Raw genomic sequence first — 25,811 nt, forward strand, 5'->3', positions numbered from 1 at the left:
ATGGGCTGGCAGCCACGCGTCCTCAGGTCCCGGTTACTGCGCACGGTCTCGGCTCTGAGTGTCAGCCTGCTTCCCGTGCTGGCCATAGCGGAAGAAGCCCCGGCCCGGGAAGAGACGGCCAGCGCGCCAGACACCCTGGCCACCATGTTGAGTCTCGGCGGCGGCCTGCTGGCTGTCATCGCCATTATTTACGGGTGCGCCTGGATCATCCGCCGCATGAACGGCATGACCGGCATGAACAATCAGGCCATCAAGGTGGTCTCGGTGATGGCGTTGGGCGCACGGGAACGGATCGCCCTGATTGAGGTGGGCGGCCAGCAGATTCTGGTCGGTATTACGCCCTCAACGATCCGCACCCTGCAGGTATTCGATGAGCCGGTGGTGACGCCCGATCAGACCGGGTCCACCGAGTTTGCCCGCCGGCTTCAGGGCATGATCGGCAAGTCGTGGACATCCCGGTCCACAAAGGGAGACTGACCGATGAGCCCGCTTCTCCTGAAACGCGCCCTGGCGCTGCTGCCGCTGATCCTGTTGTGTGGCTGGAGCCCGGCGGTCCTGGCCGACCTGCCTGGCATCCCCGCCTTCACCATGACCCCGGGAGAAGAGCAGGGGGTCGAGGAGTATTCGGTCACCCTGCAGATCCTGGCATTGATGACGGCGCTGACGTTCCTGCCGGCGATGCTGATGATGATGACCTCATTCACCCGCATCATCATCGTGTTTTCCATCCTGCGTCAGGCATTGGGGTTGCAGGCGACACCGTCCAACCAGATCCTGCTGGGCCTGGCGTTGTTTCTCAGTATTTTCATTATGAAGCCGGTGCTGGAAGAAGCCAATCGAGTGGGCCTGCAACCGTACCTTGCGGAAGAGGTCACTTCGCTGGAGGCGGTGGAACGGGCCAGCCTGCCGTTCCGGGAGTTCATGCTGGCACAGACCCGGGAGAGCGATCTCGGGTTGTTCATGCGCTTGGCTGATGAACAGTACGATTCACCGGAGGATGTTTCATTCTGGGTGCTGCTGCCGGCGTTTGTCACCAGCGAGCTGAAGACAGCATTCCAGATCGGGTTTATTCTGTTTATACCCTTTCTGATCATCGACATGGTGGTGGCCAGCGTGCTGATGGCGATGGGTATGATGATGCTCTCGCCCATTATTATCTCGCTGCCGTTCAAGATCATGCTGTTTGTACTGGTGGATGGCTGGGCGCTGATCATGGGTACGCTGGCCGCCAGTTACGGCCTCTAGGGAGTCGCTTATGACACCGGGAACCGTTATTGACATTCTGCGCGAAGCGCTGTGGATGATTGTGCTGTTGTCTTCGGTGATTATCGGCCCGGGCCTGGTGATCGGTCTTGTAGTCAGCACCTTCCAGGCCGCCACGCAGATCAACGAACAGACCCTGAGCTTTCTGCCGCGGCTGCTGGTGACCCTGATTGTCATCATCGTGGCCGGGCCGTGGATGCTGACCAAGCTGCTTGATCATGCACAACGCCTGATATCCAGTATTCCCTACATCATTGGCTAACCCATGATGCCGACTGAACTCAGTGCTGATCTGATCGGCCAGTGGGCTGGCCAGCATCTGTGGCCGCTGTTCCGGCTGGCCAGCTTCATGATGGTAATTCCCATCTTCGGCACCCAGCTGGTGCCCACCCGGGTCCGTCTCGGGCTGGCCATTCTGATGACCATACTGATCGTGCCCATGATTCCCCCCGTGCCGCAGGTTGACGCCCTGAGCGCGGATGCCGTGGTGATCACCCTGCAGCAAATTCTGATCGGCATCGGTATGGGCTTTGCCATGACCGCACTCTGGCAACTCTTCGTGGTGGCCGGGCAGATGATCGCGATGCAAATGGGCCTGGGCTTCGCCTCGATGGTGGATCCCGCCAACGGCGTCAACGTGCCGGTGCTCTCGCAAATCTACACCATCACTATCACGTTGTTGTTTCTGGCGATGAACGGCCACCTGGTGATGTTCGAGGTCTTTATTGAAAGTTTCCGCACTCTGCCCATCGGTTTTGGTGGCTTGGGGCAGGAGGGCGTCTGGGAGCTGGCGCACCGGATCAGCTGGATGTTTGTCTCCGCCATGTTGCTGGCCCTGCCGGCAGTGTCCGCGGTGCTGATCGTTAGCATCGCCTTCGGCGTTATGACCCGGGCGGCACCGCAGATGAATATTTTTGCGCTTGGTTTCCCGATTGGCCTGATTTTTGGACTCTTCTCCATCTGGGTGCTGCACGCCAACTTTCTGCCGCACTTCGACCAGTACACCCGGGAAACGTTTGAGTTCATGAGAAACCTGCAGGGGCAGCCCTGATGGCTGAAGAAAACGACAACAGTCAGGAGAAAACCGAAGAGGCCACGCCCCGAAGGCTTGAAAAAGCCCGGGAGGATGGCCAGACAGCGCGCTCCAAGGAGCTGGCCACCATGGCCGTGCTGATGGCTGGCGCCGGTGGTCTGCTGATGTTTGGCAGCAGCCTGGGCGCGTCGCTGGAGGGCATCATGCGGGACAGCTTTGTGCTGGAACGCTCCGCCATCTTCGACACCCGCCATATGAGCGTCCAGCTGATCGGCTCGGCCAAAGAGGCGGCCCTTGCGCTGTCTCCCATTTTGCTTGTGCTGCTGATTGCCGCCATTGCCGGCTCCATCGGCATCGGCGGGCTGCTGTTCAGTGGCAAAGCCATTGCCCCCAAACTCAACCGCATGGACCCGATCAAAGGTTTGAAGCGGATGTTTTCCCTGCGCTCCCTGATCGAGCTGGTCAAGGCCATCCTGAAAGTAGGCCTGGTGCTGGCGGTCGCGATCCTGATACTCAACCTGCGCACCGACGACCTGTTGAGCATTGCCGAGGAACCGACGGTCCCGGCTATGGAGCACGTACTGTGGACTCTGGGTTGGAGTTTCTTTGTGCTGTCGACCGCCACCATCATCATCGCGGCCGTCGACGTGCCTTTCCAGATCTTTGATCACCAGAAGAAGCTGCGGATGACGAAGCAGGAGGTCAAGGACGAGTACAAGGACACCGAAGGTAAACCGGAGGTCAAAGGCCGAATTCGCCAGTTGCAGCGGGAAACGGCTCAGCGCCGGATGATGCAGGATGTACCGGGCGCAGATGTGGTTATCACCAACCCGACCCATTACGCCGTGGCGCTGAAGTACGACCAGAAATCCATGGCGGCGCCCATTGTAGTGGCAAAAGGCGCCGATCAGGTGGCCTTCAAGATCATGGAGATTGCCCGCGAGAACAAGGTGGAAATCCTGCGGACACCGCCGCTGACACGGGCGGTGTATCACAATACCGACATCGGCGGCGAGATTCCGGATGGCCTTTACATGGCCATTGCCCAGGTTCTGGCCTACGTGTTCCAGCTACGCCAGTTCCGTAAGGGACGGGGTGATCGGCCTGGCATGCCGGACTTTCCTATTCCGCCGGATATGCGGCGCGACGTTTGATCCTGGTTATTTTCGATAGCTCAGACCGAAGCCCCAACAACCCGAACCATCGGATCATGCCGGCTTTCAGGAATCGGCAGCAGCCCGTAAAACTCCGTCGGGTTATACACCCTCACCGAGGGAAACCCGCAATCGCGGAAGTGGTGGTGGGCCTGCTGGTCATTGTCGAAATGGAAGCTGACCTGGCTGCGGGTCATGGTGCCCAGCATGCCGCCCAGGGCTTTCAGGGATGAGCGCAGGAGCGGTTGCCGCGGCATCAGGTAGCTTTCGGAGAGATACAGCGAGCCGGGGCGGATGGCCAGAGTGCGGGCCAGTCGTTGCCAGAAGCCGGTGATCACCTCAAGGGAAAAATAGCTGGTCAGGCCCTCGGTGATCACCACAATGGGTTTGGTGTTGTCGAAGGCGCGGGCAATGACCGCTTCCAGGGTGTGGTCGCCGGAATCCGCGAGGATATCAATGGGGGTCACCTTATGATGCTCGCCAAGACGGCCCGCCGCCAGGAGTCTGGCGGCCTTGCGGGAGGCCATGTCCGGCAGGTCTGCCTCCACCATAGTCAGGGTGGGGTGCTTTTCCCGCAGGCGGATGCCCCGTGGGGACATGCCACAGGCAATTTCCAGCACCTGGTCAACGCCATTTTCAACGATAGCCCGGTCGATCAGATGGTCGATAATCAGGTGTCGTTGCAGCAGAAAGGTGCGGAGATTCCCGCCGATGGCAGCTTTGCTGGCGGTCTCGAAAGGGCTCATCAAATGATAAAGCCAGCGGCCCTGTTCGGTACTCAGAACGTCATCGGACAACCCGTTCCGGTGCCAGACGGCACCGGTGTAAAGGGCGGTGAAGCTGATGCCGGAACTGTCAGTCTGCTTTTTGCTCATAGATGGCCTTTCCCCAGGCTTCGCGCGTGCCGGGCAGTATCAGGTTGAGGGCAATCGCCACCACGGCACACAGGGCAATGCCCTCGAACTGACCGATGGCCATGCCGCCGATGCCGAATACCAGCGTGATCGCGACGATCACCAGATTGCGGGCCTGGGACAGGTCCACCTGATGGCGGATCAGGGTGTTCAGGCCGACCACGGCAATGGAGCCGAACAGCAGGCACAGGATGCCGCCCATAACCGGAACCGGGATGGTCTGCAACGCTGCACCAAACTTGCCGACGAACGCCAGCACGATGGCAATGATCGCCGCCCACCACATCACTTTCGGATTGAAGTTGCGGGTCAGTACCACCGCGCCGGTTACCTCGGAGTAGGTTGTGTTGGGCGGCCCGCCAAGCAGCGAGGCGGCGCTGGTGGCCAGACCGTCACCCAGCAGGGTGCGGTGCAGGCCGGGTTTTTCGAGGTAATTCTTGCGGGTGACGTTGCCGATGGCCAGGATGTCGCCGATATGCTCGATGGCGGGCGCAATGGCGACTGGGATCATGAACAGGATGGCGCTCCAGCTGAAGGCCGGGGCGACGAAATCAGGAATTGCCAGCCAGGCGGCCTCGCGGATCGGCGTCAGATCCACAATGCCAGCAAAGGCCGAGAGGAGGTAGCCGACGATCACCCCGAACATGATCGGAATCAGGCGAAAAATGCCTTTCGCCCACACCGCCATGATCACCGTCACCAGCAGGGAGGTCATCGCAATCCAGATCGCGGTGTCGTAAGGCACCAGCTGCGCGGATCCGTCACCGGCACGGCCCGAGGCCATGTGCACGGCCACCGGCGCCAGCCCCAGACCAATCACCATGATCACCGGGCCGATCACGACCGGTGGCAACAGGCGGGTAATGAATCCTGTGCCGCGCAGTTTCACGGCGCCACTGAGAATGATGTACAGCACGCCCGCGGCCATCAGGCCGCCGAGGGTCTCTTCCAGGCCGAACTTGCTCTTGGCAGCAATAACCGGAGCGATGAAGGCAAAGGAAGACGCCAGGAAAATCGGAATCTGACCACCGGTCACAATGTGGAAAATCAGCGTGCCCAGGCCAGCGGTGAACAGGGCCACATTGGGATCGAGGCCGGTTATCAGCGGCATAAGCACCAGTGCGCCAAACGCCACCAGCAGCATTTGTGAGCCTGCGACGGCCTGCTTCCAGGTCGGGTCGTTGGTGTGGTCCTGCATGATCAGACGTCCTTCTGCTTGGTGCCGAAAATTTTGTCGCCGGCGTCACCAAGTCCGGGAAGGATATAGCCTTTTTCGTTCAGGCGCTCGTCAATTGAGGCCGTATAAATCGACACGTCCGGGTGTTTCTCCAGCACCTTCTCTACGCCTTCCGGGGCCGCCACCAGAATCAGCGCGCGGATTTCGGTGCTGCCGGCCTTTTTGAGGAGATCGATGGTGGAGATCAGTGAGCCGCCGGTGGCGAGCATGGGGTCGATGATCATCGCCATGCGCTGATCAAGCTCGCCCACCAGCTTTTCCAGGTAGGTGCTGGCTTCCAGCGTTTCCTCGTTACGGATCTGTCCAACCACGCTGACCCGTGCGCCCGGGATCAGACTCAATACGCCATCCAGCATGCCCATGCCGGCGCGCAGGATGGGAACGATGGTGACTTTCTTGCCCTGGATCTGCTCGATCTTAACCGGCCCGGCCCAGCCCTGGATGGTTTTTTCCTGCAGGGAGAAGTCCTTGGTGGCTTCGTAGGTCAGTAGCGCACCCACTTCTTGTGCCAGTTCACGAAAATTCTTGGTGCTGATGTCCGCGCGGCGCATCAGGCCGAGTTTGTGGCGGATCAGTGGGTGTTTAACCTCGTGGATTGGCATGTCGTCACCTCTGGGTCTGAGACCGGGTATAAGCCGGCTGTGTCGGAGTAAATGGCGCAAGGATACCGTATCTGACAGGTCGCGTCAGGCACTGAAAAAGGAAAACCCGTAAGGGCTGGTACGGATCTTGCGATCACCTTTTCAAACGGCGCATCAGCGTCAGAAATCCGACCCCTTGAATGCCGGCAGGCACGGCCACGCGGAGAGTTTCCAGGTATGGACAGAGCTTTAGTCCTGAATAACGTCAAATCCCTGACGCGGGGAAACCTGGGCGTGCCCCTCATGCTGATGGGCTTGCTGGGCATGATGATTCTGCCCATGCCGGCGTTCATGCTGGACGTGTTCTTCACGTTCAACATCACTCTTTCCATCGTGATCTTGCTGGTGTGTGTCTATGCGCTGCGGCCGATGGAGTTTGCGTCTTTTCCCACCGTGCTGCTGGTGGCCACATTGTTGCGTCTGGCGCTGAACGTGGCGTCTACCCGCATTGTTCTGCTCGAGGGGCACGAAGGCGGGGATGCCGCCGGTAAGGTCATCGAATCCTTCGGCGCGGTGCTGATTGGCGGCAATTACGCCGTCGGCCTGGTGGTGTTTGCCATTCTGATGATCATCAACTTCCTGGTGGTCACCAAGGGCGCCGGCCGGGTGTCCGAGGTCAGTGCGCGTTTTACCCTGGACGCCATGCCGGGCAAGCAGATGGCCATCGACGCTGACCTCAACGCCGGCCTGATCAATCAGGACGAAGCGAAATTCCGGCGCGCAGAAATCGCCCAGGAGGCGGATTTCTACGGCTCCATGGACGGTGCCAGCAAATTCGTCAAAGGCGATGCCGTTGCCGGCCTGCTGATTCTGGCGATCAACATCATCGGTGGTGTCGCCATTGGTATGGTGCAGCATGGTCTGGATTTCGGCACGGCGATGCAGAATTACGCACTGCTGACCATCGGTGATGGTCTGGTGGCCCAGATTCCGTCGCTGCTGCTGTCCACGTCCGCCGCCATCATGGTCACCCGTGTGACCTCCAGTCAGGACATGGGCGGGCAGATTCTTCATCAGATGTTCAACGCCCCCAAAGCGCTGGGCATTGCTGCCGCGATCCTGATCATCCTTGGTCTGATCCCCGGTATGCCCCACGTGGCGTTCCTGGGTCTCGGCAGTATCGCCGCGGCTGCTGCCTACTTTATTTGGAAGCGGGAGCAGCAGACCATCGAGGAAGAGCAAGCCTTTCCGGTGCGGGGTGGCGGTGCCCGGCCTGCAGGCCGCGATCTGGTTGCGGGTGCCGACGGCGGCGATCACGGGCAGGCTCTGCCGGCACCCGGGGAAACCCGGGAACTGGGCTGGGATGATGTGGCAACCGTCGACATTGTGGGGCTGGAAGTGGGCTACCGGCTGATTCCGTTGGTAGACAAGTCCCAGGGCGGGCAACTGCTGAGTCGCATCAAGGGCGTGCGCAAAAAGCTGTCCCAGGATTTGGGTTTTCTGATGCCCTCGGTGCACATTCGCGACAACCTCGACCTGATGCCCAACGTGTATCGCATCACCCTGATGGGGGTCACGCTGGCCGAGGCGGACATTCATCCGGATCGGGAGCTGGCGATCGACCCGGGCCAGGTTTTTGGCAAAATTGAAGGTATTGAGGGCAAAGACCCGGCCTTTGGTCTGGATGCCTGCTGGATTGAACCGGAAAAGAAAGACCAGGCCCAGACGCTGGGGTACACCGTGGTGGATGCCAGTACTGTGGTGGCCACACACTTGAACCAGGTGCTGCAGAAACACGCCCACGAGCTGCTCGGTCACGAAGAAACCCAGAAGTGGCTGGACCAGCTGGAAAAAGTGTCTCCCAAACTGGCGGAAGAGCTGGTACCCACCACCGTGTCCATCAGCCTGTTGCTGAAGGTGCTGCAGAATCTGCTCAAGGAAGAGGTGCCGATCCGCGACATGCGCTCCATCGCCGAGGCCATTGTCAATGTTCACCCCAGAAGTCAGGACCCCAAGCTGCTCACGACGGTAGCCCGTCAGTCGCTGCGCCGGATGATTGTGCAAAGCATCTGCGGTAACGAGCAGGAAATACCGGTGATCACCCTTGATCCGGACTTGGAACAGTTATTGCTGAAGTCTATGCAACAGAGTCAACAATCCGGCGGTCAGGAAGACATCGGGCTGGTACTGGAGCCAAACATGGTCGAGAAGCTGCAGCGTTCATTGCAGGAGAGTGTTCAGCGCCAGGAGATGCTTGGCAAACCGGCAATCCTGCTGGTGTCGGGCCCGCTCAGGCCGGTGCTGGCGAAGTTCGCCAGTTACGGGGTGGAAAGGCTGCACGTGCTTTCCTACCAGGAAATTCCGGACAACAAACAGATCACCATTGTGGCTTCCGTCGGCCAGTAACGGCCGCGGACGGCAAAGCGGACAACGCAGGCACGGCGTTGCCGGTGGAGGATGAGGCATCATGAAAGTAAAACGTTTTTTTGCTCAGAGCATGGCCGAAGCTTTAAAGCAGGTGCGGGAACAGATGGGCCCGGACGCCGTGATTCTCTCCAATCGCCGGGTGGACGGTGGCGTCGAGATTGTGACGGCGTTGGATTACGACGAAAACATGGCGCGTCAGCGTCTCGGTGATCGGGCCCGCGAAGCCACCAACGGATCGAAACTGGCGGAGATGCAGGCGGAACAACATCGCCGGCTGGAACAGGAGCTTGGTCGTTCCCGAGATCGCATTCGCGAGGTGCGGGAAAAACGTGCAAGTCTCGGGTCAGGCTACGCCGGCGCCGCCGGTCTTCTTGATGAGGCCACTCTGGAACTCGAGCCCGAAGCCGCTGCATCTGCCGCGCCTGCCACTGCGGCGGCACAGGCCAGTGGCCGCTATTCCGATGAACTGGCACAGATGCGCGCCGAGATCAGCTCCCTGCGTGACCTGATGGGCGCCCCGAATCCGAAGGTGGAGCCCGCGAGCCCCGCCTCCAACGCGGTGCAGCAACGGTTGTCCGAGCGCTTGCAGGAATTTGGTCTCGGACTGGAGCTTGCCAACTCACTGTCACGTCGTCATAAGGGTGGCCGCCTCGAGGATGGCTGGAAGCAGTCGCTGAAGATGCTGGCCACCGGTGTTAAAACTGCCCGTCAGGAATGGTTGGACGAGGGCGGTGTGTACGCGCTGGTCGGACCGACCGGCTCTGGCAAAACCACCACCATCGGTAAACTGGCGGCCCGGCATGTGCTGCGGCACGGCGCCGATTCCCTGGCGCTGGTGACCACTGACCGTTACCGTGTTGCGGCCCACGAGCAACTGTTCGTGTTCGGTCGTATTCTCAACGTGCCGGTGCGGGTGGTGGATGAAAGCCATTCCCTGGACGATATTCTCGACGAGCTTTCAGATCGCCACCTGGTGTTGATCGACACTGCCGGCCTGACCAGCTCCGATAAAGGGTACCAGCAGCAGCTGTCTGAACTCGCCCGCAGCCACCACCGCATCCGTACCCATCTGGTGGTTTCAGCCACCAGCCAGCCGCGCATTATGAAATCCGTGTTGCATTGCTATAAGATGGCAAATCTTGCAGGTTGCGTCATGACCAAAATTGACGAAGCCCTTACACTGGGTGAGTCATTGGGGTTTGTCATGGAGTCCGGTTTGCCAGTGGCCTATTACACCGATGGCCAGAAGATTCCGGAAGACCTGCATCACGCCGAGGCGGTTCCACTAATCCGCCTGGCGGTGGAGCGGCTGAGAACACTCCAGCAACAGCAGGCGGTGGCAGAGGGGGCCTGAACAAAACCCTGCCGTACCGGATGACGAACGATCCGGCGCGCAGACCGCGCCGTTGAACAACAACAGAGCCTTCGGTCAAACGTGGCGAGAGACGAACCAAGTATGAGCAAACCACATCCGGTACAGGTGATTGCGGTGTCCGGCGGCAAAGGCGGCGTTGGCAAGAGCAACGTTTCGGTTAACCTCGGTATTGCCCTGGCGCAGAAGGGCCGACGGGTCGTGCTGCTGGATGCAGATCTCGGCCTGGCGAACATTGATGTGCTGCTGGGCATCACCGCTAACCGCAACATGGCGGATGTGCTCGCCGGCGACTGCGACCTGCGGGATATTCTGGTAAACGGCCCCGGTGGCATCCGCATCGTGCCCGCCTCGTCGGGCACTCAGCGCATGACGCAGCTCAGCGCCATGGAGCACGCCGGCCTGATCAACGCGTTCAGCGAACTGGGCGACCAGATTGACGTGCTCATCGTCGATACCGCAGCCGGCATTTCCGAATCCGTGGTCAGTTTTCTGCGCGCCTCCCAGGAGCTCCTGCTGGTGGTGTGTGACGAGCCCACTTCCATTACCGACTGCTACGCGCTGATCAAACTGATGAACCGTGATTACGGAACCAACCGGTTCCGGATTCTGGCCAATCAGGTGCGCAACGAGCAGGAAGGTCGGCATCTTTTTGAAAAACTCACCCGTGTGACCGAGCGGTTTCTCGATGTGGCACTACAATATGTAGGGATGGTGCCTTACGACGAGGCCGTCAAGAAAGCGGTGCAGAGGCAGAAGGCCGTGCTGGAAGCCTACCCGCGAGCGAAGGCATCGCTGGCCATCAAGGCGCTGGCTGAAAAAGTCGACAGCTGGCCATTGCCGTCGTCTCCCCGTGGCCATCTGGAGTTTTTCGTGGAGCGGCTCGTCGAAGTCTGAAATTGATCCTGTCACCAAGAAGCTGGATACATGGCATTGGCGAAAAACCTGGGAATGTACCAAAAAGCCGTTGAAAGCAGCGGCTCCCGACTGGTGGAGGAACACGCCCCACTGGTCAAGAAGATCGCGTTGCACCTGATGGCTCGATTGCCGGCATCGGTTCAACTCGACGACCTCATGCAGGCCGGCATGATCGGCCTGCTGGAAGCGGCCCAACGATACAGTTCCGCCAAGGGCGCTACCTTCGAAACCTACGCCGGCATCCGCATTCGCGGGGCCATGGTGGATGAGATCCGCAAAGGCGACTGGGTTCCCCGTTCTGTTCACCGTAATGCCCGCCGGATTTCCCAGGCCATCAAGGCCGTGGAGGACCGTCGTGGTCGGGAAGCCCAGGATCAGGAAGTGGCGGAAGAGCTGGGCGTCAGCCTGCAGGAGTACCATTCCAGCCTGAGCGATGCCAACAGTGGTCGTCTTTTTAGTCTCGATGAGCTCAATGAATCCGGCGAGCTGCCGATAGAAGAAGTAGACGCCAGTGATAACCCGCTGGACGGCATCACCTCCGATGCCTTCCGGAGGAGTCTGGCAGAGGCCATTGAGGAATTGCCGGAACGCGAAAAACTGGTACTCAGCCTGTATTACCAGGAGGAGTTGAACCTCAAGGAAATCGGTGCGGTTCTAGGGGTCAGTGAAAGTCGGGTCAGCCAGATTCACAGCCAGGCTGCCCTGCGACTGAAAGGGCGTCTGTCAGGCTGGCAGCAGGAGAGTGGCGCTCTGTAGCTTTTGGTAACCGGCGCTTTACAACCGGGCCAAACACCACACAATAAGCGGCTAATCCGCTGGCCTGCCGAAACACCGGCAGAACGATAAAATGCATTCCGGGTGTCACAAACTGGAGGTCCCTTTGGACAAGAACATGAAAATCCTCATTGTGGATGATTTTTCTACAATGCGACGGATCATCAAGAATCTCTTGCGCGATCTTGGCTTTACCAACACCGACGAAGCGGACGACGGCAACACCGCGTTGCCCATGCTGCGCAGCGGTAAATACGATTTTCTGGTCACCGACTGGAATATGCCGGGTATGTCCGGGTTTGATCTGCTCAAAGCCGTCAGGGCGGACGACAACCTCAAGACCCTGCCGGTGTTGATGGTAACCGCCGAAGCGAAGCGGGATCAGATCGTGGCGGCGGCGCAGGCCGGGGTAAACGGCTATGTGGTCAAACCGTTCACGGCTGCGGTTCTCAAGGAGAAGATTGAGAAAATCTTCGAACGAATCCAGTAACCAGAGGTCGGATGGGCTCTCATGAGCGATAGCAAAAAGAATCCGCAGGACCTCGACCCGGAGGTAACTGAAAAGCTCCGCGAGCAGGCCAACGCCCTGGCGGAACAGGTGAACGCCGGTAATTATGCCGGTGCCATGACCCTGATCAATGACCTCAGCGAGGTTCGGGATCAGAGTCTGTATCGGGAGGTGGGGCGACTGACGCGCAGCCTCCACGAGGCCATTCGTAATTTCCAGATTGACCCTCGTAACGCCGAGCAGCAGGAAGCGCTGTCGAAAATGACCGACGCATCCGACCGCCTGGAATACGTGGTCAAAATGACCGGCCAGGCCGCCAACCGCACCATGGACCTGGTGGAAGACGCTATGCCAAAGGCGCACGCCATGCGAGATGAAGCGGCCCGTCTGCGGGATGAATGGCAACGCTTGCGGCGGCGGGAGATGCAGCCGGCGGAGTTCCGCGATCTGTATGGCCGGATAGACACCTTTTTCATCACCCTGAACCGGGATGCCGACACGATTTACGGCAATCTGTCCGAAATTCTGCTGGCCCAGGATTTCCAGGACCTCACCGGACAGGTGATCCAGAAAGTCACTGCCCTGGTCAAGGAAGTGGAAGAACACCTGTTGAGCCTGGTGGTCATGGCCAGCCATGTGGACCAGCTGACGGGCACCGTGCACGAGATCGAGTCAAAGGAAGTATCGGCAGAGCAGGGCGTTGGCCCGCAGGTGAAAGCCGAGGAACGCGAAGATGTGGTATCGGGTCAGGATGATGTTGATGACCTACTGTCCAGTCTCGGATTCTGAATCAAGAGGGTAACCCATGGCGTTTGATGCCGATGAAGAGATCCTGCAGGACTTCCTGGTTGAAGCTGGCGAGATACTCGAGAAACTGTCCGAGCAGTTGGTCGATCTGGAGCAGAATCCCGACGACAGCGATCTCCTCAACGCCATTTTCCGCGGTTTCCACACCGTAAAGGGCGGTGCCGGTTTCCTCCAGTTGGACGCCCTGGTCAATTGCTGCCACTCCGCTGAAAACGTGTTCGATATTCTCCGCAATCACAAACGCAAAGTGGACTCGGAGCTGATGGACGTGGTGCTGGAAGCGCTGGACAACGTTAACGCCATGTTCGAGCAGGTCCGCAATCACGAGGAGCTGACCCCGGCCCCGGCGGCTCTGATCGCCCGACTGGACGCCTTTGCTGAACCGGCGACCACCGCTGCCGCCACGCCAGCCGCTGCTGAGCCGGCAGGCGACGACCACGGCGACATCACCGATGACGAGTTCGAACAGCTGCTGGACGCGTTGAGCGATGATCCTGCCCAAGCCTCGCCGGATGAGGCAGCCGCCGCCGAGACCGGACTGGCTTCCGATGGCGGTAACCACGGTAGCAACGGTGGCGACGACATCACCGACGACGAATTCGAGGCCTTACTGGACCAGCTCCACGGCAAGGGGCAATTCGCCGGCGCGCCAGCGGATGAAGAAGTACCTGCGCCGGAAGCGGCGGCCGGTGGGGATGATCTGATTTCCGACGACGAGTTCGAGAACTTGTTGGATCAGCTTCACGGTAAGGGTGGAAGTCCGACCGCGGATGCAGCGGACAAGTCTGCCGGCGCTGCTGCGGCGGTGCCCGCCGAGGCCAGTAAACCGGCGCCGGCGCCCGCCCGGGCCGAGGTCAAAGCTCCCGCTGCGACGCCCGCCAAGGATAACGCACCGGTGGCTGAAACCACCGTGCGGGTCGACACCAAGCGTCTCGACGACATCATGAACATGGTGGGCGAGTTGGTGCTGGTGCGTAATCGCCTCCAGCGCCTGGGTGCCGAGAGCGAAGACGAGCACATGCACAAGGCGGTCTCCAATCTCGATGTGGTCACCACCGACCTGCAAGCGGCCGTGATGCAGACCCGCATGCAGCCCATCAAGAAAGTCTTCGGCCGTTTCCCTCGGGTGGTCCGTGATCTGGCCCGTAGTCTCAAGAAAGAAGTGAACCTGGTGATGCACGGTGAGGAGACCGACCTCGACAAGAATCTGGTCGAGGCCCTGTCGGACCCGCTGGTTCACCTGGTCCGCAACTCCGTGGATCACGGCATTGAAGCGCCCGACGTTCGCGAGAAAGCCGGCAAGCCCCGGGTCGGCACCGTCACGCTGAACGCGGAGCAGGAGGGTGACCATATTCTGTTGTCCATTGAGGACGACGGTGCTGGCATGAACCCGGATGTGCTGCGTCGAAAGGCCGTGGAAAAGGGGCTTTACGATCAGGATGCGGCAGATCGGCTGACCAACACCGAATGCTATAATCTGATTTTTGCCGCCGGCTTTTCCACCAAGGATCAGATTTCGGATGTGTCCGGCCGCGGTGTCGGCATGGACGTGGTCAAGACCAAGATCAGCCAGCTGAACGGCCAGCTCGGCGTGGAGTCGGAACTTGGCAAAGGCTCACGCATCGTGATCAAGGTGCCCCTGACGCTTGCGATCATGCCCACGTTGATGATCAACCTGGGGGATCAGTCTTTTGCCCTGCCGCTGGTGAATGTGGTGGAGATTTTCCACCTGAATCTGAGCAAGACCAACGTGGTGGACGGCCGTGAGTGTATTGTGGTCCGTGACAAGGTGTTCCCGCTGTTTCATATCAAGCGCTGGCTGGTGAAAGGCGCGCGCGCACAACAGGAGCCAGAAAACGCCCATGTGGTGATTGTAGCCATGGGAACACGGCAGGTCGGGTTCGTGGTGGACCAGCTGGTGGGTCAGGAAGAGGTGGTGATCAAACCTCTGGGCCGTGCCCTGCAGGGCACGCCGGGCATGTCTGGTGCCACCATTACCGGCGATGGTCGCATTGCCCTGATTATTGATGTTCCCAGCCTGCTGCAGCACTACGGTTGAGGCGCAGGGAGTGGACAAGGTTTAGGAGAAATGGATGACAGTTTCTGTCCTGGTTGTTGATGACTCAGGATTTTTCCGCAAGCGCCTGACGGAAATCCTGACCGCATCCGGTCAGATCAAGGTGGTGGGGGTAGCCACCAACGGCCGCGAAGGTGTGGAACTGGCAGAGAAGCTGCGCCCTGACGTCATCACTATGGACTATGAGATGCCGATTCTGGACGGCATTTCGGCGGTGCGGGAGATCATGAAAAAGCACCCGACGCCGGTGCTGATGTTTTCCTCACTGACTTACGAGGGTGCCCGGGTCACGCTGGACGCCCTTGAGGCCGGGGCGGTTGATTTCCTGCCCAAGAATTTTGAGGACATCGCGCGGGATTCCAGCCAGTTGCAGAGAATCCTCATTGACCGGGTGCTGGATGTGGCCGGCAGCCGGCCAGGCGGCAAAGCCTCGCCCTTGCCCAGGCCGGCGCCGGCTCCCGCTCCCGCTACGCGAGAAACTCCGGCTAACCGTGCCCGCATTGAGCGCTCTGCGCCGACAACCCGGGTGCCTCCTCCGGCTCCGCAGCCGCAGACTGCGCAACGGCCGCCCCGGCGCGGGCCAGCGCGGCACTTCGCGGTCGTGGCGATCGGTACCTCCACGGGTGGCCCGGTGGCGCTGCAGCGGGTGCTGACCGCGTTGCCCGGGAATTTCCCTGCCCCCATCGTGCTGGTGCAACACATGCCCGCCAGTTTCACGCCGGCGTTTGCCGAACGTCTCAATAAATTGTGTCAGATCGAGGTCCGCCAGGCGGAAGACGGCGACATCCTGCGCCCGGGGCTGGCGCTGCTTGCCCCCGGCGGTAAACAGATGATGATCGAGAACCGCAACGGCCAGGCGCGGGTGCGTATCCTGCCCGGAGACGACCGCCTTAATTACAAGCCCTGCGTGGATGTGACCTTCGGATCCCTGGCCCGGAGCTTCCCCGGCAAGACCCTCGGGGTCATCCTCACCGGCATGGGAGCCGATGGCAAGGAAGGTTGTCGGTTGATGAAGCAGAGCGGCTCGCTGATCTGGTCCCAGGATGAAAAAACCTCGGTAATCTACGGCATGCCCATGGCCGTCGCCAAGGCCGGCCTGAGCGACGAGGTGCTTCCGCTCAACGACATCGGCCCGCGGCTGATAGAGGGGGTGAGCTGATGGATATTCTCAGCCTGCTCGGCATCATTCTGGCCTTCGCGGCCATTCTGGGCGGCAATCTGCTCGAGGGCGGAGCCATCAGTTCCCTGTTCAACGGCCCGGCGGCGCTGATCGTTATCGGCGGCACCCTGGCGGCCACCATCCTGCAAACGTCCTGGCCCCTGCTGAAACGCGCCTTTGTTCAGGTGCGCTGGGTGTTTGTGCCGCCCTACGTCAGTCTCGAAGATGGCATTGGCAAGGTGATCGACTGGAGCGTGAAGGCCCGTAAACAGGGCCTTCTGGGTCTTGAAGGCCTGGCGGAAAAAGAGCCGGAACGCTTCGCCCGCAAGGGGTTGCAGTTACTGGTGGATGGTGCTGAAACCGAAACTATCCGCAGCATCATGGAAGTGGATCTGGATTGCCGCGAGCAGCGGGATCTTGAGTCTGCCAAGGTGTTTGAGGCCATGGGCGGCTACTCGCCCACCATTGGCATCATTGGCGCGGTGATGGGCCTGATTCAGGTCATGACCAACCTTGAGGATCCCCAGTCCCTGGGCAGCGGTATCGCGACCGCCTTTGTGGCGACCATTTACGGGGTGGCGCTGGCCAACCTGCTGTTCTTTCCGGTGGCGAACAAGATGCGTGGCATAGTCCGTGAGCGCACTCGTTACGAAGACATGATGATCGACGGCATCATTGCCATCGCCGAGGGTGAAAACCCCAAATCCATAGAGCTGCGTTTGCGGGGTTTCCTGCAGTGAGGGTGGGGTAACCGTATGCGGCGACGCAGGCAGACCGAGGAAGATCTCCACAACAAAGAGCGTTGGCTGATCTCGTACGCCGATTTCATCACCCTGTTGTTCGCGTTTTTTGTGGTGATGTATTCGGTATCGTCGGTGAACGAAGGCAAGTACAAGGTACTCTCCGAGACCCTGACCGGTGTGTTCAATGTGCCCCAGCGCTCCTTCGAGCCCATTGCCGTGGGCAACCAGCCGCGTCAGGGAGACGCCGCTTCCGCCGATGACGTGATCATTCCGGAAGTCACCGAAGCACCGCGCAATCCGGACGTCAGTGAGGAGGGCAGAACCGAGGCCCTGCGGGCCATGGCCGATCAGCTGGCGCTGGAGTTTGACGAACTGATCACCCAGGGCGTTGTGACGCTGGAGACCAATGAGCGCTGGCTGGAGCTCAACCTGCCCGACAGCCTGCTGTTCAGCAGTGGCGCTGCCGAACCCCATTACGATGGCTTTGACGTGGTGGCGAAGATCGCCGGGGTGCTGCGCAATCGTGACAACGCAGTCAAGGTGGAGGGATTCACCGACAACCGCCCCATCCGCACCAATGCGTTTCCCTCCAACTGGGAACTGTCGACGGCCCGTGCTGCCGCGGTGGTGCGTATCCTGACCATGGAAGGCGTCGAGGCGGAGCGGCTGGCGGCCGTCGGTTACGGCCAGCATCAACCGGTTGCCCGTAACGATACCGAAGAAGGCCGGCGCCGCAACCGGCGTGTGGTGCTGATGATCTCCCGCGATGCCAGCGTCCGCGGCGCCATGCGCTGAACGGCCGGACCTCGTCTGACAGTTTTTGCCGCAAGCACGTCAGCGTCACGGTGGCATATGCGTACAGGAAGGTTGGCACAGTTTCTGTATTTACTCTCCCGGATAATCCGTTTCGGCAAAACCTTGCCGGAGTTGTTCAAGTTGTCCCTTGTATGGCCGATACTTTGAGGTAGGGCCGGGGCTTTGTGTGTCAGCATGACCGGGAAAGGTTGAGTGGAGAGCGTAACGTGCGAATCTGGGCGGTAGCCAATCAGAAAGGCGGTGTCGGAAAAACCACTTCGGTGGTGGCGCTGGCCGGGTTGCTGGCCGGGCGAGGAAAGCGTGTGCTGGTGGTGGATCTGGACCCCCATGGCTCACTGACCAGCTGGTTCGGATACGACCCTGACACCCTCGCCCACAGTGTGTTCGATCTGTTTCAACATCAGGGCAAAGTGCCCGAAGGCCTGCCGGCCCAGCTGGTCACCGAAACCAGTTGCTCAGGAGTCTCGTTGCTGCCAGCCAGCACTGCGCTGGCAACATTGGAGCGGCGCATGGTCGGCGTTGAGGGTATGGGGCTGATTATCTCCCGGGCGCTGGCCCAGCTGTGGGACGATTTCGACTACGTGATCCTCGATAACACCCCGTCACTGGGGGTGCTGATGGTGAACGCCCTGGCCGCCGCGCAGTATCTGGTCATTCCGGTGCAAACGGAATTTCTGGCGATCAAGGGCCTGGAGCGTATGCTGCATACCCTTCAAATGGTGATGCGCTCTCAGAAGAACGAGCTGGCCTACACCATTGTGCCCACCATGTTTGATCGCCGCACCCAGGCTTCCGTCAAAAGCCTGAACCTGCTTCGCAAGACCTACCCGGACACCCTGTGGCGATTCGCCATCCCGGTTGACACCAAATTCCGCGATGCCAGCCAGGCCGGTGTGGTGCCGTCGTCGCTGGACGCCGGTACCCATGGCGTGCGGGCTTACAGTCACCTGTTGGATGATCTGCTGGCGACAACCGGAGCTGGGCGGGAGCATAAACATGGCTGACGATAATTTGACGAAGCTGGCGGATCCCGCCAGCGCCATTGCCAGTTATCTGGACGAGTTGCTGCACACCGCAACCGATACGGCACGCGAGGCGGACGTCGAAGAGATTCGGGAAATCCAGACAGTCGCAGATTCTCAAGAGGTGCAGGAGGTACAGGAGGCGCAGGAGGCGCAGGCGGTCGAGATCGAGCCTGTGGCGGTATCCCCGGCACCTGAGCCTGCTGCCAGAAAAGTGGCAGAACCTGTGCCCAGGGCCGAGCCTTTGCCGCAGCAACCGGAGGAGCCGGCAGTGCCGCCGTCGCGCCCGGAATGGTCGGGGCAGCCGTTCGAGTGCCTGATATTTACCGTGGCGGGCTTGCAGTTGGCGGTACCACTGATTCTGCTGGGTGCCATCCACCGTATTGAAGAGAACATTAAACCGATTCCGGGCAGCCCCCGCTGGTACATGGGGATCCGTGCCGATCGGGATCAGAACCTGAGGGTGGTGGACACCGCCGAGTGGATCATGGCCGGCCGTGTGCCGCCGAATGCGCGGGAGAACTACCGCTTTGTGATCCGGTTGGACAACAGTGAGTGGGGTCTGGCCTGTGACGATGTGGCCCAGTCGTTCACCCTGAAGCCGGACGAAGTGCGCTGGCGCACCGCCCGCAGCAAACGCCCCTGGCTGGCGGGTACCGTTGTCAATCACATGTGCGCGTTGATTGATGTGCGCACCATGGCCGATCTGCTGGTGCGCGCCGAGCGCGAACACCACCTGGATCTGAGCTGACAAGACGTTACGGATTGATACCGTGCTGTGCTGGCACGGTTTGTGCCCTTAACTATAGTATTGGGCACTGATGATGATTTTTTGACGATCAGGTTGCCCGCCGGGCAGCCACAGAGGAGACATAACGCTATGGCATCCCCGAGCGGACAACAACATCAGGCCCAGGACGATCAGGTACTCCAGTACGTGACCTTCCGCCTGGATGACGAGACCTACGGCCTGAACGTCATGCAGATTCAGGAAGTACTGAGATACACGGAAATTGCCCCGGTACCGGGTGCGCCGGATTACGTGCTCGGCATCATCAACCTGCGGGGCAACGTGGTCACCGTCATCGATACCCGTCGCCGCTTCGGCCTGGCGGATTCGGAAGTGACCGACGCCACCCGGATCGTGGTGATGGAATCGGCCAACCAGGTGATGGGCATCCTGGTGGATTCCGTGGCCGAGGTGGTGTACCTGAAGTCCAGTGATATTGAAACCGCACCGAACGTGGGTAACGAGGAAAGCGCCAAGTTTATTCAGGGCGTGTGCAATAAAGATGGCGAACTGATCATTCTGGTCGAGTTCGACAAGATGTTGTCAGACCACGAGTGGGCTGAAATCGCGTCACTGTAACCTCCGAACCTTTTTCGGAGCAGGCCGGCATGATGAACGCTCCCGTGGCTTAACCTAGCTGAGGACGTTCATCATGTTTGCAGAATACGCTTCCCTGATCCCCTGGATTATGACCACCGTCGTTATTGCGCTGCTGGCCGCTCAGGGTATCCTGTCGCGCCGTGAGCTTCGCCGCCTGCGCAGTCAGCTCAAGCAGCGGTGCGACACCCTCGGTCGCGAACTCCACGCGACCACCAGCGGCAGCATGGGCGTGGGCCAGCGCCTGGTGACCTGTGAGCGTCAGCTGCACGAACTGCGCGGCGCGCTGGACGAGATGCGCCAGAACGATCCCCTGAGAATTTCTTACGACGAAGCATCACGCCTGGTTGATCTCGGCGCGGATATCGACGATCTTATGAACACGTGCGGTATTTCCCGTCCCGAAGCCGAGCTGGTCTCTGCGTTGCGAAAACGGCAGGCCGCGTGACCTGATGACGTTACGGATGTCGCTGCATGAAACACTTATACCCCAGGGCCCTCGAGGCCCTCGCTGCTGTTCGCCGCCCTGAATTTGTCGCCGGTGCCGATCTGGTTCATTCCATAACCGGCCACTCCATCCCCCGCGAAGAAACTGTCCGCCACATTCTGGCGCTTATTCCTGAAGTCGAGCCCGATCAGCAGGTCATGCATGTGGGGGGTGGCTCCGGCTATCTCGCCGCTGTGCTGGCCGCGCTGGCACGGCGGGTGTTTTATGTCGACCGGAATGTGCTGGTGGCTGATGCGGCGAAAGCGCGGTTCCAACGACTCGGATTACACAACATCGAGGTCATTGCGTCACCGCTGGAGGACGGTCTTGAGCTCGATACCCCCTGCGATACCATCATCTGTACCACCTTTTCGGTGAGTCGCGAGGCAATGGTGAACTACCTGGTGGATGGGGGGCACCTGATCTGTCTTGAAGGCCGCGCAGGGCCGGTACCCAGTCTCGCCATGTTCGTGCGGAAGGCGGGCAAGCTGGAGCGGGCACGTACTCTCGGTTGGGTGGACTTCAATCGGAACTCGGAACAGGTGCTGATTGATCTCGGTATGGTCGATGAGAAAACCCTGGCGTCGGCCAAAATCGAGGCAGCAGCCGAGAACCGCCGTTTGCTGGATGTGCTCAGAAACAGGCTGAACCTGGAAGAGTCCGGTTTGTACCGCTCACTGGCGCAGCAACGGGGCATGACCCTGATGGATGCCGATCAGCTGCTGCCAAAGCTGGAGCCGGAGCTGTTCCGCCGTTTTTCCCGAACGTTTCTCGACCTGTCACGGCTGATTCCGGTGGCATCAAACGAGGGCAAGCTAACGTTGGTCACTGACGATCCCGATGCACGCACCGATCAGCTGGAACGCATGAGCCCCGATCAGGAAATCGAGTGCCAGCTGGTGACACCGACGGATTTCCGCCGCTTGTGGACGTCACTGGACCTGACGACCCGGGGCAACCGCTTCGTGGCCGATCACGCATCATCGGATTCAGGCGCTGACACCACAGGGGCCCGCACCGCGAACGACCTCATCGGCACGGGCGATGACAGCATCAGTCCCTATCTGGTCTCTGTTTACGAAGCCATTCTTCTGGACGCGGTGAGTGCGCGGGCCAGCGATATCCACATTGAACAATATGACAATCGCGTTCGCATCCGCCTGCGAACGGACGGTGATTTGCACGATTTGTCCCAGTATCAACTGTCGCCCCGGGAAATAAAGGGGGTCATCAACGTCATCAAGCTCCGAGCCGAGCTCAATATTGCCGAGCATCGGTTACCCCAGGGCGGACGCTCCCGGTTGCAGCTGGGTGATGCGCAATACGATCTGCGAATCCAGACCCAGCCGTCACTTCATGGCGAGCATGCCATCATCCGGCTGCTGCCCCAGACCGGCAGAGCCATGACCATTGCAGATTTGGGGATATCGTCAGTGATCGGCGCGCGCTATCAGCGCCTGCTGAATAACCCGGCGGGCCTGCTGCTTGTGGTCGGGCCCACCGGGTCCGGCAAGTCCACAACACTTTACGCCGGCCTGCAGAACCTCGCTGACGACGGTCGCCGCAAAGTGATCACGGTGGAGGATCCCATCGAATACGCCATCGATAATGTCCAGCAGACCCGCGTGCGGGCGGATATCGGCTTCAGCTTCGCCGATGCCATGCGGGCGTTCGTGCGGGAAGACCCGGATGTGATTCTGGTGGGCGAAATTCGTGACCAGGAAACCGCACTGGAGGCGATTCGTGCGTCCCAGACCGGTCATGTGGTGCTTTCCACGCTGCATTGTAACGATGCCGTAGACTCACTCCAGCGACTGTATGACCTGGGTGTGCATCCGAATTCTATGGCCGGTGAGCTGATGGCGGTGATTGCTCAGCGCCTGGCCAAGCGCATCTGTACCCATTGCCGGCAGCCTGCGGAAGCGGATCCGGCCATTCTGGCCGAGTTGTTTCCGGAGGGCACACCGGCCAACTTCCGGTGTTTCGCCGGTACCGGCTGCGGCCACTGCAACGGAGCCGGCACGCACGGACGGGTGGCCGTTGTCGAGTATATGGAGGTGGATGCAGATATCCGCAACGCGATTTCCAGTCAGCCTCCCATTGGCGAGTTGCGCTGGCGGGCGCTTGATGCGGGACTGATCACCATGCGTGACAGTGCGCTTGATCATGTCATTGAAGGTGTCATCCCGTTGTCCGAGGTGCCGCGTATTCTCCCGCGGGAACGCATGGCTCCGGAGCTTCGTGGCGGCAGGAGGGTCGTGTGATGGGTGATAACATTACATCAGTAAGAGCCGCCCAGAGGGATCCGGCGGAGGTCAGTTATGCCGGGGAGCTGGGCCGACTGATTGCGCAGGATGATGGCCCGGTACCGCCGGGCTGGCAGATGTCGCCCCGATCGGTGGAGCGCTTTGTGCTCGGCGACGACAAGCTCGGTATTGAACGAAAATTTGTGGCGGACCCGGCAATCGTTCGTCGTATTGTGGTCTCGCTTTGCACCAGCCGGGGTTGCTTGCTGGTGGGTGAGCCGGGTACGGCCAAGTCCTGGTTGTCGGAATTGATTGCGGCCGCAGTCTCCGGCAGCTCCACCCTGACCCTGCAGGGCGGGGCAGTGAGCCAGGTTGGCCAGCTGTTGTATGGCTGGAATGAGGCCATCCTGCAAAGCGAGGGCCCGTGCCTCAAAGCCCTGGTGCCGAGCCCGCTGTTACGGGGCATGATTGAGGGACGTCTGGTCCGGTTTGAGGAAATAGCGCGATGCCCGCAAGCGCTGCAGGATGCACTGTTGTCGGTGTTGTCGGACCGCGTTGTGGTTATCCCGGAATTGCCTGGTGACGACGGCGTGGTGTTCGCTCGTGAGGGGTTTAACCTGCTGGCAACCTCCAACAGCATTGATGAGGGCGTACACACCATGAGTGCGGCCCTCAAGCGGCGTATGGATTTTGAGGAGATCCGGCCGATCCGCCGGGTGGACGACGAGATGGAGGTTGTGCTTCGGGAGATTCGTAAGCAAAACCTGAAGGCGGGTGTCACCGTTGAGGTGGACCCGCAGGTGATCGAGGTGCTGGTGACCATGTTCCATGAGTTACGCAATGGCCAGTCGGTAGACGGGCGCAGCACGGATCGCCTTGCCGGCTCGGCACTGTCCACCGCAGAAGCTGTGTCGGTCGGGCACGCCGCCTGTCTGAACGCCTGGTATTTCGGCGGCGGCGCCATGACGATGGAGCACCTGATGCACCACATCGTGGGCTCCGCTCTCAAGGACCAGCCCGACGATCGCCGCCGACTTCGCCACTATTTCGAGACCGCTGTGTCACCTCGCAAAGCAGACAACTGGCGGCAGGCGTGGTCGTTACGGTCCGTGATTCAGGGCTAAGGTGTCTGGCTGCCGGGCGCGGGAGCTTTGCCGGCGTCCTCGGGCGTCTTACCCTGCAGGTTGAAGGCAAAGGCCAGAATTTCCGCGATGATCTGGTACAGGGTTTCCGGTATCTCCTCGTTCAGGTCGAGGCGCGCCAGAATGCTGGCCAGTTCAGGGTTTTCGTAGAGCGGCACGTTGTGTTCCCGGGCAATCCGGATGATTTCCTCGGCCAGCTCATGGGTGCCGGTGGCGGCAATAGTGGGTGCGGTCTTGCCGTCATACTTCAGCGCTACCGCCGCATTGGCGGCCTGTTTGTGCTTGTCTTCTGTCATGCTCGGGTATCCACTAAACGGTGTTCCAGTCGCGTGGTAGCGCCCTTGGGGTTGCCCCGGCGGCACTCCAGGTCGGTGACCTCCAGGCCCAGTTCCGACAGGCTCTGGCGTAACGAGGGTAGCGACTGTTGCACGTGGGCCAGAGTGGCCTGCTTCTCGGCCCACACTCTGGCAGACACCTGTTGCTGGCGCAGTGCCACATCAAAGTGAACCGGGCCCGCATCGTCCAGATCCATGGCCAGAGACAGCCGCCACTCGGCAATGCCGGCGGCGCGTTTGGTGCCAGCACTGCCTTCATCCTGGCGTTCGTGTTCGATTCGCAACTGGGCAAGCCGGGGCTCGTTCTGTGGTGTTACCCAGGGCAGCTCCAGCAACAGCGTTGTCGTCGGCGCCGGTGCGTCTGCCGTGGTGCGAGTGGACAATACCTGGCTGTGCAACTGGTTTACTGTGATCCGGTTCAGCATGCCGGCCAGCAGGCGCAGCATCTGGCCCACCGTTGCCGGCTCGGTGGCGCTCTGTGGCGGCGGCGGGGCCAGTGCGTTGGGAAATTGCAGCGGGGCCTGAATCAGCGCGGGAGTTGCGAGGGCTGTCAGCCGGTTGAACTGTTCCGGGCCATTGCCCTGTTGCGTCAGAAGGGTGGTGATGATGCGGGCCAGGGCCAGCTTCAGGTCCGGAAGTGCAGGATCGCGGGACTGGGCCAGTCGCGCTTCTGCGAACAGCCCACTTTCGGCGATCCACTGGCGCACCTGCTGGCCGGCTTCGTTGCTGGTACCCGGGGTGGCGAGATTGGTGCTGACCGGCAGGCGACTGAGCAGTTGCTCAATCGCCTGGCGCACCGGGGCGGGCAGGGGTTGTGGCTTTAGCGCCGAGGGCGGCGCGCTGCCGCCGGCGTCCGGGCGCATGCCCTGTGCCAGACTGGCGAGGATTCGCACCAGCCCGGCGTCGATGCTTTGCTGCCAGGGCAGCCGTTGCGCAAGCGCGCGGGCGATGCCGGCTTCCTGGGCCGGTGCCAGTTTGCCCAGCAACTGCAGCTCATTTCCGGCCCGCATGATCTTCACCCAGTCACCGGGCTCCAGCGCGGTCTCCCCCACCGCCGCCTGTACGGGTAGGGTACGCCCTCGTACCTCCAGCAACAGTTGCGCCCCGGCACCAGGCTGGCGGTTTATCACCTCGGCAACACGGGCAAGCAGTGTTTCCCGGTTCGCCACCTTCAACTGGTCCAGCTGCTGGCGTGCAGACACAGCCGTCGTCGTTTGTTGGGGCTCACGGCCAGCGGTCGACGCCAGCGGTCGGGGCTGGTCGCCGGTTGGCGGTGGTGTGGGGTTACCGTTTGGTAATTTCATCTGTATCGATTTGATTCCGGACAAGAGTATTCAAGGCACGGTTTCGTTATAATACGCCGCGCCGGTAACCATTGCCTGCCTGAAACCTCTGTTTTCCCTCAACCC

The 25,811-nt window shown here is 60.5% G+C and carries 26 protein-coding genes; 21 read left to right on the forward strand and 5 right to left on the reverse strand.

Annotated elements, in window-relative coordinates:
• From fliO to flhB, 5 genes are read left to right on the forward strand one after another with little or no spacing between them, the layout of a single operon-like run.
• Window positions 1–477 (forward strand): flagellar biosynthetic protein FliO, encoded by a 477-nt coding sequence (gene fliO, locus R0125_RS05070; protein WP_248183944.1) that lies wholly within the window; start codon window positions 1–3, stop codon window positions 475–477.
• 3 nt (window positions 478–480) lie between these two features.
• On the forward strand, window positions 481–1,245 hold the full coding sequence (fliP, locus tag R0125_RS05075) for a flagellar type III secretion system pore protein FliP (RefSeq protein WP_248183945.1): 765 nt from the start codon (window positions 481–483) through the stop codon (window positions 1,243–1,245).
• Between the two features lie 10 nt (window positions 1,246–1,255).
• Complete coding sequence (gene fliQ / locus R0125_RS05080) at window positions 1,256–1,525, forward strand: flagellar biosynthesis protein FliQ (protein WP_248183946.1); 270 nt, start codon at window positions 1,256–1,258, stop codon at window positions 1,523–1,525.
• A 3-nt stretch (window positions 1,526–1,528) separates the two neighbouring features.
• Entirely contained in the window at window positions 1,529–2,314 is a 786-nt protein-coding gene (gene fliR / locus R0125_RS05085) for a flagellar biosynthetic protein FliR (protein ID WP_248183947.1), read from the forward strand.
• Window positions 2,314–3,450, forward strand: coding sequence for a flagellar biosynthesis protein FlhB (gene flhB, locus R0125_RS05090; RefSeq protein WP_317237390.1), 1,137 nt, complete (start codon window positions 2,314–2,316; stop codon window positions 3,448–3,450). The genes fliR and flhB overlap by 1 nt, the downstream gene beginning before the upstream one ends.
• Window positions 3,451–3,470: 20 nt before the next feature.
• Here flhB and R0125_RS05095 read toward each other — a convergent pair whose 3' ends face one another.
• From R0125_RS05095 to upp, 3 genes are read right to left on the reverse strand one after another with little or no spacing between them, the layout of a single operon-like run.
• On the reverse strand, window positions 3,471–4,325 hold the full coding sequence (locus tag R0125_RS05095) for a class I SAM-dependent methyltransferase (protein ID WP_317237391.1): 855 nt from the start codon (window positions 4,323–4,325) through the stop codon (window positions 3,471–3,473).
• Entirely contained in the window at window positions 4,306–5,562 is a 1,257-nt protein-coding gene (locus R0125_RS05100) for a uracil-xanthine permease family protein (protein WP_248183951.1), read from the reverse strand. The genes R0125_RS05095 and R0125_RS05100 overlap by 20 nt, the downstream gene beginning before the upstream one ends.
• A 2-nt stretch (window positions 5,563–5,564) precedes the next feature.
• A complete protein-coding gene (gene upp, locus R0125_RS05105) occupies window positions 5,565–6,203 on the reverse strand; it encodes a uracil phosphoribosyltransferase (RefSeq protein WP_248183953.1) in 639 nt (212 codons plus the stop codon).
• Window positions 6,204–6,419: 216 nt separating this feature from the next.
• On the opposite strand from upp, the gene flhA reads away from it, so the two are divergent.
• The 16 genes from flhA (at window position 6,420) to R0125_RS05185 (ending at window position 24,049) form a co-directional block, all read left to right on the forward strand.
• Window positions 6,420–8,588 carry a flagellar biosynthesis protein FlhA gene (gene flhA / locus R0125_RS05110; RefSeq protein ID WP_317237393.1) on the forward strand — a complete coding sequence of 723 codons (2,169 nt, stop codon included), beginning with the start codon at window positions 6,420–6,422 and terminating at the stop codon, window positions 8,586–8,588.
• Window positions 8,589–8,649: 61 nt separating this feature from the next.
• A complete protein-coding gene (flhF, locus tag R0125_RS05115) occupies window positions 8,650–9,963 on the forward strand; it encodes a flagellar biosynthesis protein FlhF (protein ID WP_317237394.1) in 1,314 nt (437 codons plus the stop codon).
• 102 nt (window positions 9,964–10,065) lie between these two features.
• Window positions 10,066–10,878: a MinD/ParA family protein gene (locus tag R0125_RS05120; RefSeq protein WP_248183957.1), complete on the forward strand. Its 813-nt coding sequence runs from the start codon at window positions 10,066–10,068 to the stop codon at window positions 10,876–10,878.
• A 30-nt stretch (window positions 10,879–10,908) separates the two neighbouring features.
• Window positions 10,909–11,655: an RNA polymerase sigma factor FliA gene (locus tag R0125_RS05125; RefSeq protein WP_317237395.1), complete on the forward strand. Its 747-nt coding sequence runs from the start codon at window positions 10,909–10,911 to the stop codon at window positions 11,653–11,655.
• A gap of 124 nt (window positions 11,656–11,779) precedes the next feature.
• Window positions 11,780–12,163 (forward strand): chemotaxis response regulator CheY, encoded by a 384-nt coding sequence (gene cheY, locus R0125_RS05130; protein WP_248183959.1) that lies wholly within the window; start codon window positions 11,780–11,782, stop codon window positions 12,161–12,163.
• A gap of 21 nt (window positions 12,164–12,184) precedes the next feature.
• Window positions 12,185–12,970: a protein phosphatase CheZ gene (locus R0125_RS05135; RefSeq protein WP_317237396.1), complete on the forward strand. Its 786-nt coding sequence runs from the start codon at window positions 12,185–12,187 to the stop codon at window positions 12,968–12,970.
• 16 nt (window positions 12,971–12,986) lie between these two features.
• Window positions 12,987–15,047, forward strand: coding sequence for a chemotaxis protein CheA (locus R0125_RS05140; protein WP_317237398.1), 2,061 nt, complete (start codon window positions 12,987–12,989; stop codon window positions 15,045–15,047).
• Window positions 15,048–15,081: 34 nt separating this feature from the next.
• Entirely contained in the window at window positions 15,082–16,224 is a 1,143-nt protein-coding gene (locus R0125_RS05145) for a chemotaxis response regulator protein-glutamate methylesterase (protein WP_317237399.1), read from the forward strand.
• Complete coding sequence (locus R0125_RS05150) at window positions 16,224–16,964, forward strand: flagellar motor protein (RefSeq protein WP_248183966.1); 741 nt, start codon at window positions 16,224–16,226, stop codon at window positions 16,962–16,964. The genes R0125_RS05145 and R0125_RS05150 overlap by 1 nt, the downstream gene beginning before the upstream one ends.
• A 15-nt stretch (window positions 16,965–16,979) precedes the next feature.
• Entirely contained in the window at window positions 16,980–17,762 is a 783-nt protein-coding gene (motD, locus tag R0125_RS05155) for a flagellar motor protein MotD (RefSeq protein ID WP_248183968.1), read from the forward strand.
• 227 nt (window positions 17,763–17,989) lie between these two features.
• A complete protein-coding gene (locus R0125_RS05160; RefSeq protein WP_248183970.1) occupies window positions 17,990–18,787 on the forward strand; it encodes a ParA family protein in 798 nt (265 codons plus the stop codon).
• Window positions 18,780–19,556: a chemotaxis protein CheW gene (locus tag R0125_RS05165; protein ID WP_317237400.1), complete on the forward strand. Its 777-nt coding sequence runs from the start codon at window positions 18,780–18,782 to the stop codon at window positions 19,554–19,556. The genes R0125_RS05160 and R0125_RS05165 overlap by 8 nt, the downstream gene beginning before the upstream one ends.
• A 129-nt stretch (window positions 19,557–19,685) precedes the next feature.
• A complete protein-coding gene (locus R0125_RS05170) occupies window positions 19,686–20,174 on the forward strand; it encodes a chemotaxis protein CheW (RefSeq protein WP_317237401.1) in 489 nt (162 codons plus the stop codon).
• Window positions 20,175–20,247: 73 nt separating this feature from the next.
• The gene (locus tag R0125_RS05175) at window positions 20,248–20,640 is read left to right on the forward strand and encodes a DUF2802 domain-containing protein (protein WP_248183973.1); all 393 of its coding nucleotides are present in this window, start codon (window positions 20,248–20,250) and stop codon (window positions 20,638–20,640) included.
• 26 nt (window positions 20,641–20,666) lie between these two features.
• Window positions 20,667–22,943 carry an ATPase, T2SS/T4P/T4SS family gene (locus R0125_RS05180; protein WP_317237402.1) on the forward strand — a complete coding sequence of 759 codons (2,277 nt, stop codon included), beginning with the start codon at window positions 20,667–20,669 and terminating at the stop codon, window positions 22,941–22,943.
• Window positions 22,943–24,049, forward strand: a complete 1,107-nt coding sequence (locus R0125_RS05185; protein WP_317237403.1) for an AAA family ATPase — start codon at window positions 22,943–22,945, stop codon at window positions 24,047–24,049. Before R0125_RS05180 ends, R0125_RS05185 begins: the two co-directional genes overlap by 1 nt.
• Here the strand turns inward: R0125_RS05185 and R0125_RS05190 are convergent.
• Window positions 24,046–24,363 carry an EscU/YscU/HrcU family type III secretion system export apparatus switch protein gene (locus R0125_RS05190; protein ID WP_317237404.1) on the reverse strand — a complete coding sequence of 106 codons (318 nt, stop codon included), beginning with the start codon at window positions 24,361–24,363 and terminating at the stop codon, window positions 24,046–24,048. The genes R0125_RS05185 and R0125_RS05190 overlap by 4 nt on opposite strands.
• A complete protein-coding gene (locus R0125_RS05195) occupies window positions 24,360–25,706 on the reverse strand; it encodes a flagellar hook-length control protein FliK (protein WP_317237405.1) in 1,347 nt (448 codons plus the stop codon). The genes R0125_RS05190 and R0125_RS05195 overlap by 4 nt, the downstream gene beginning before the upstream one ends.
• Between the last annotated feature and the right edge of the window lie 105 nt (window positions 25,707–25,811).

This window comes from Marinobacter sp. M-5 (assembly GCF_032911545.1).
Lineage (GTDB): Bacteria > Pseudomonadota > Gammaproteobacteria > Pseudomonadales > Oleiphilaceae > Marinobacter > Marinobacter goseongensis.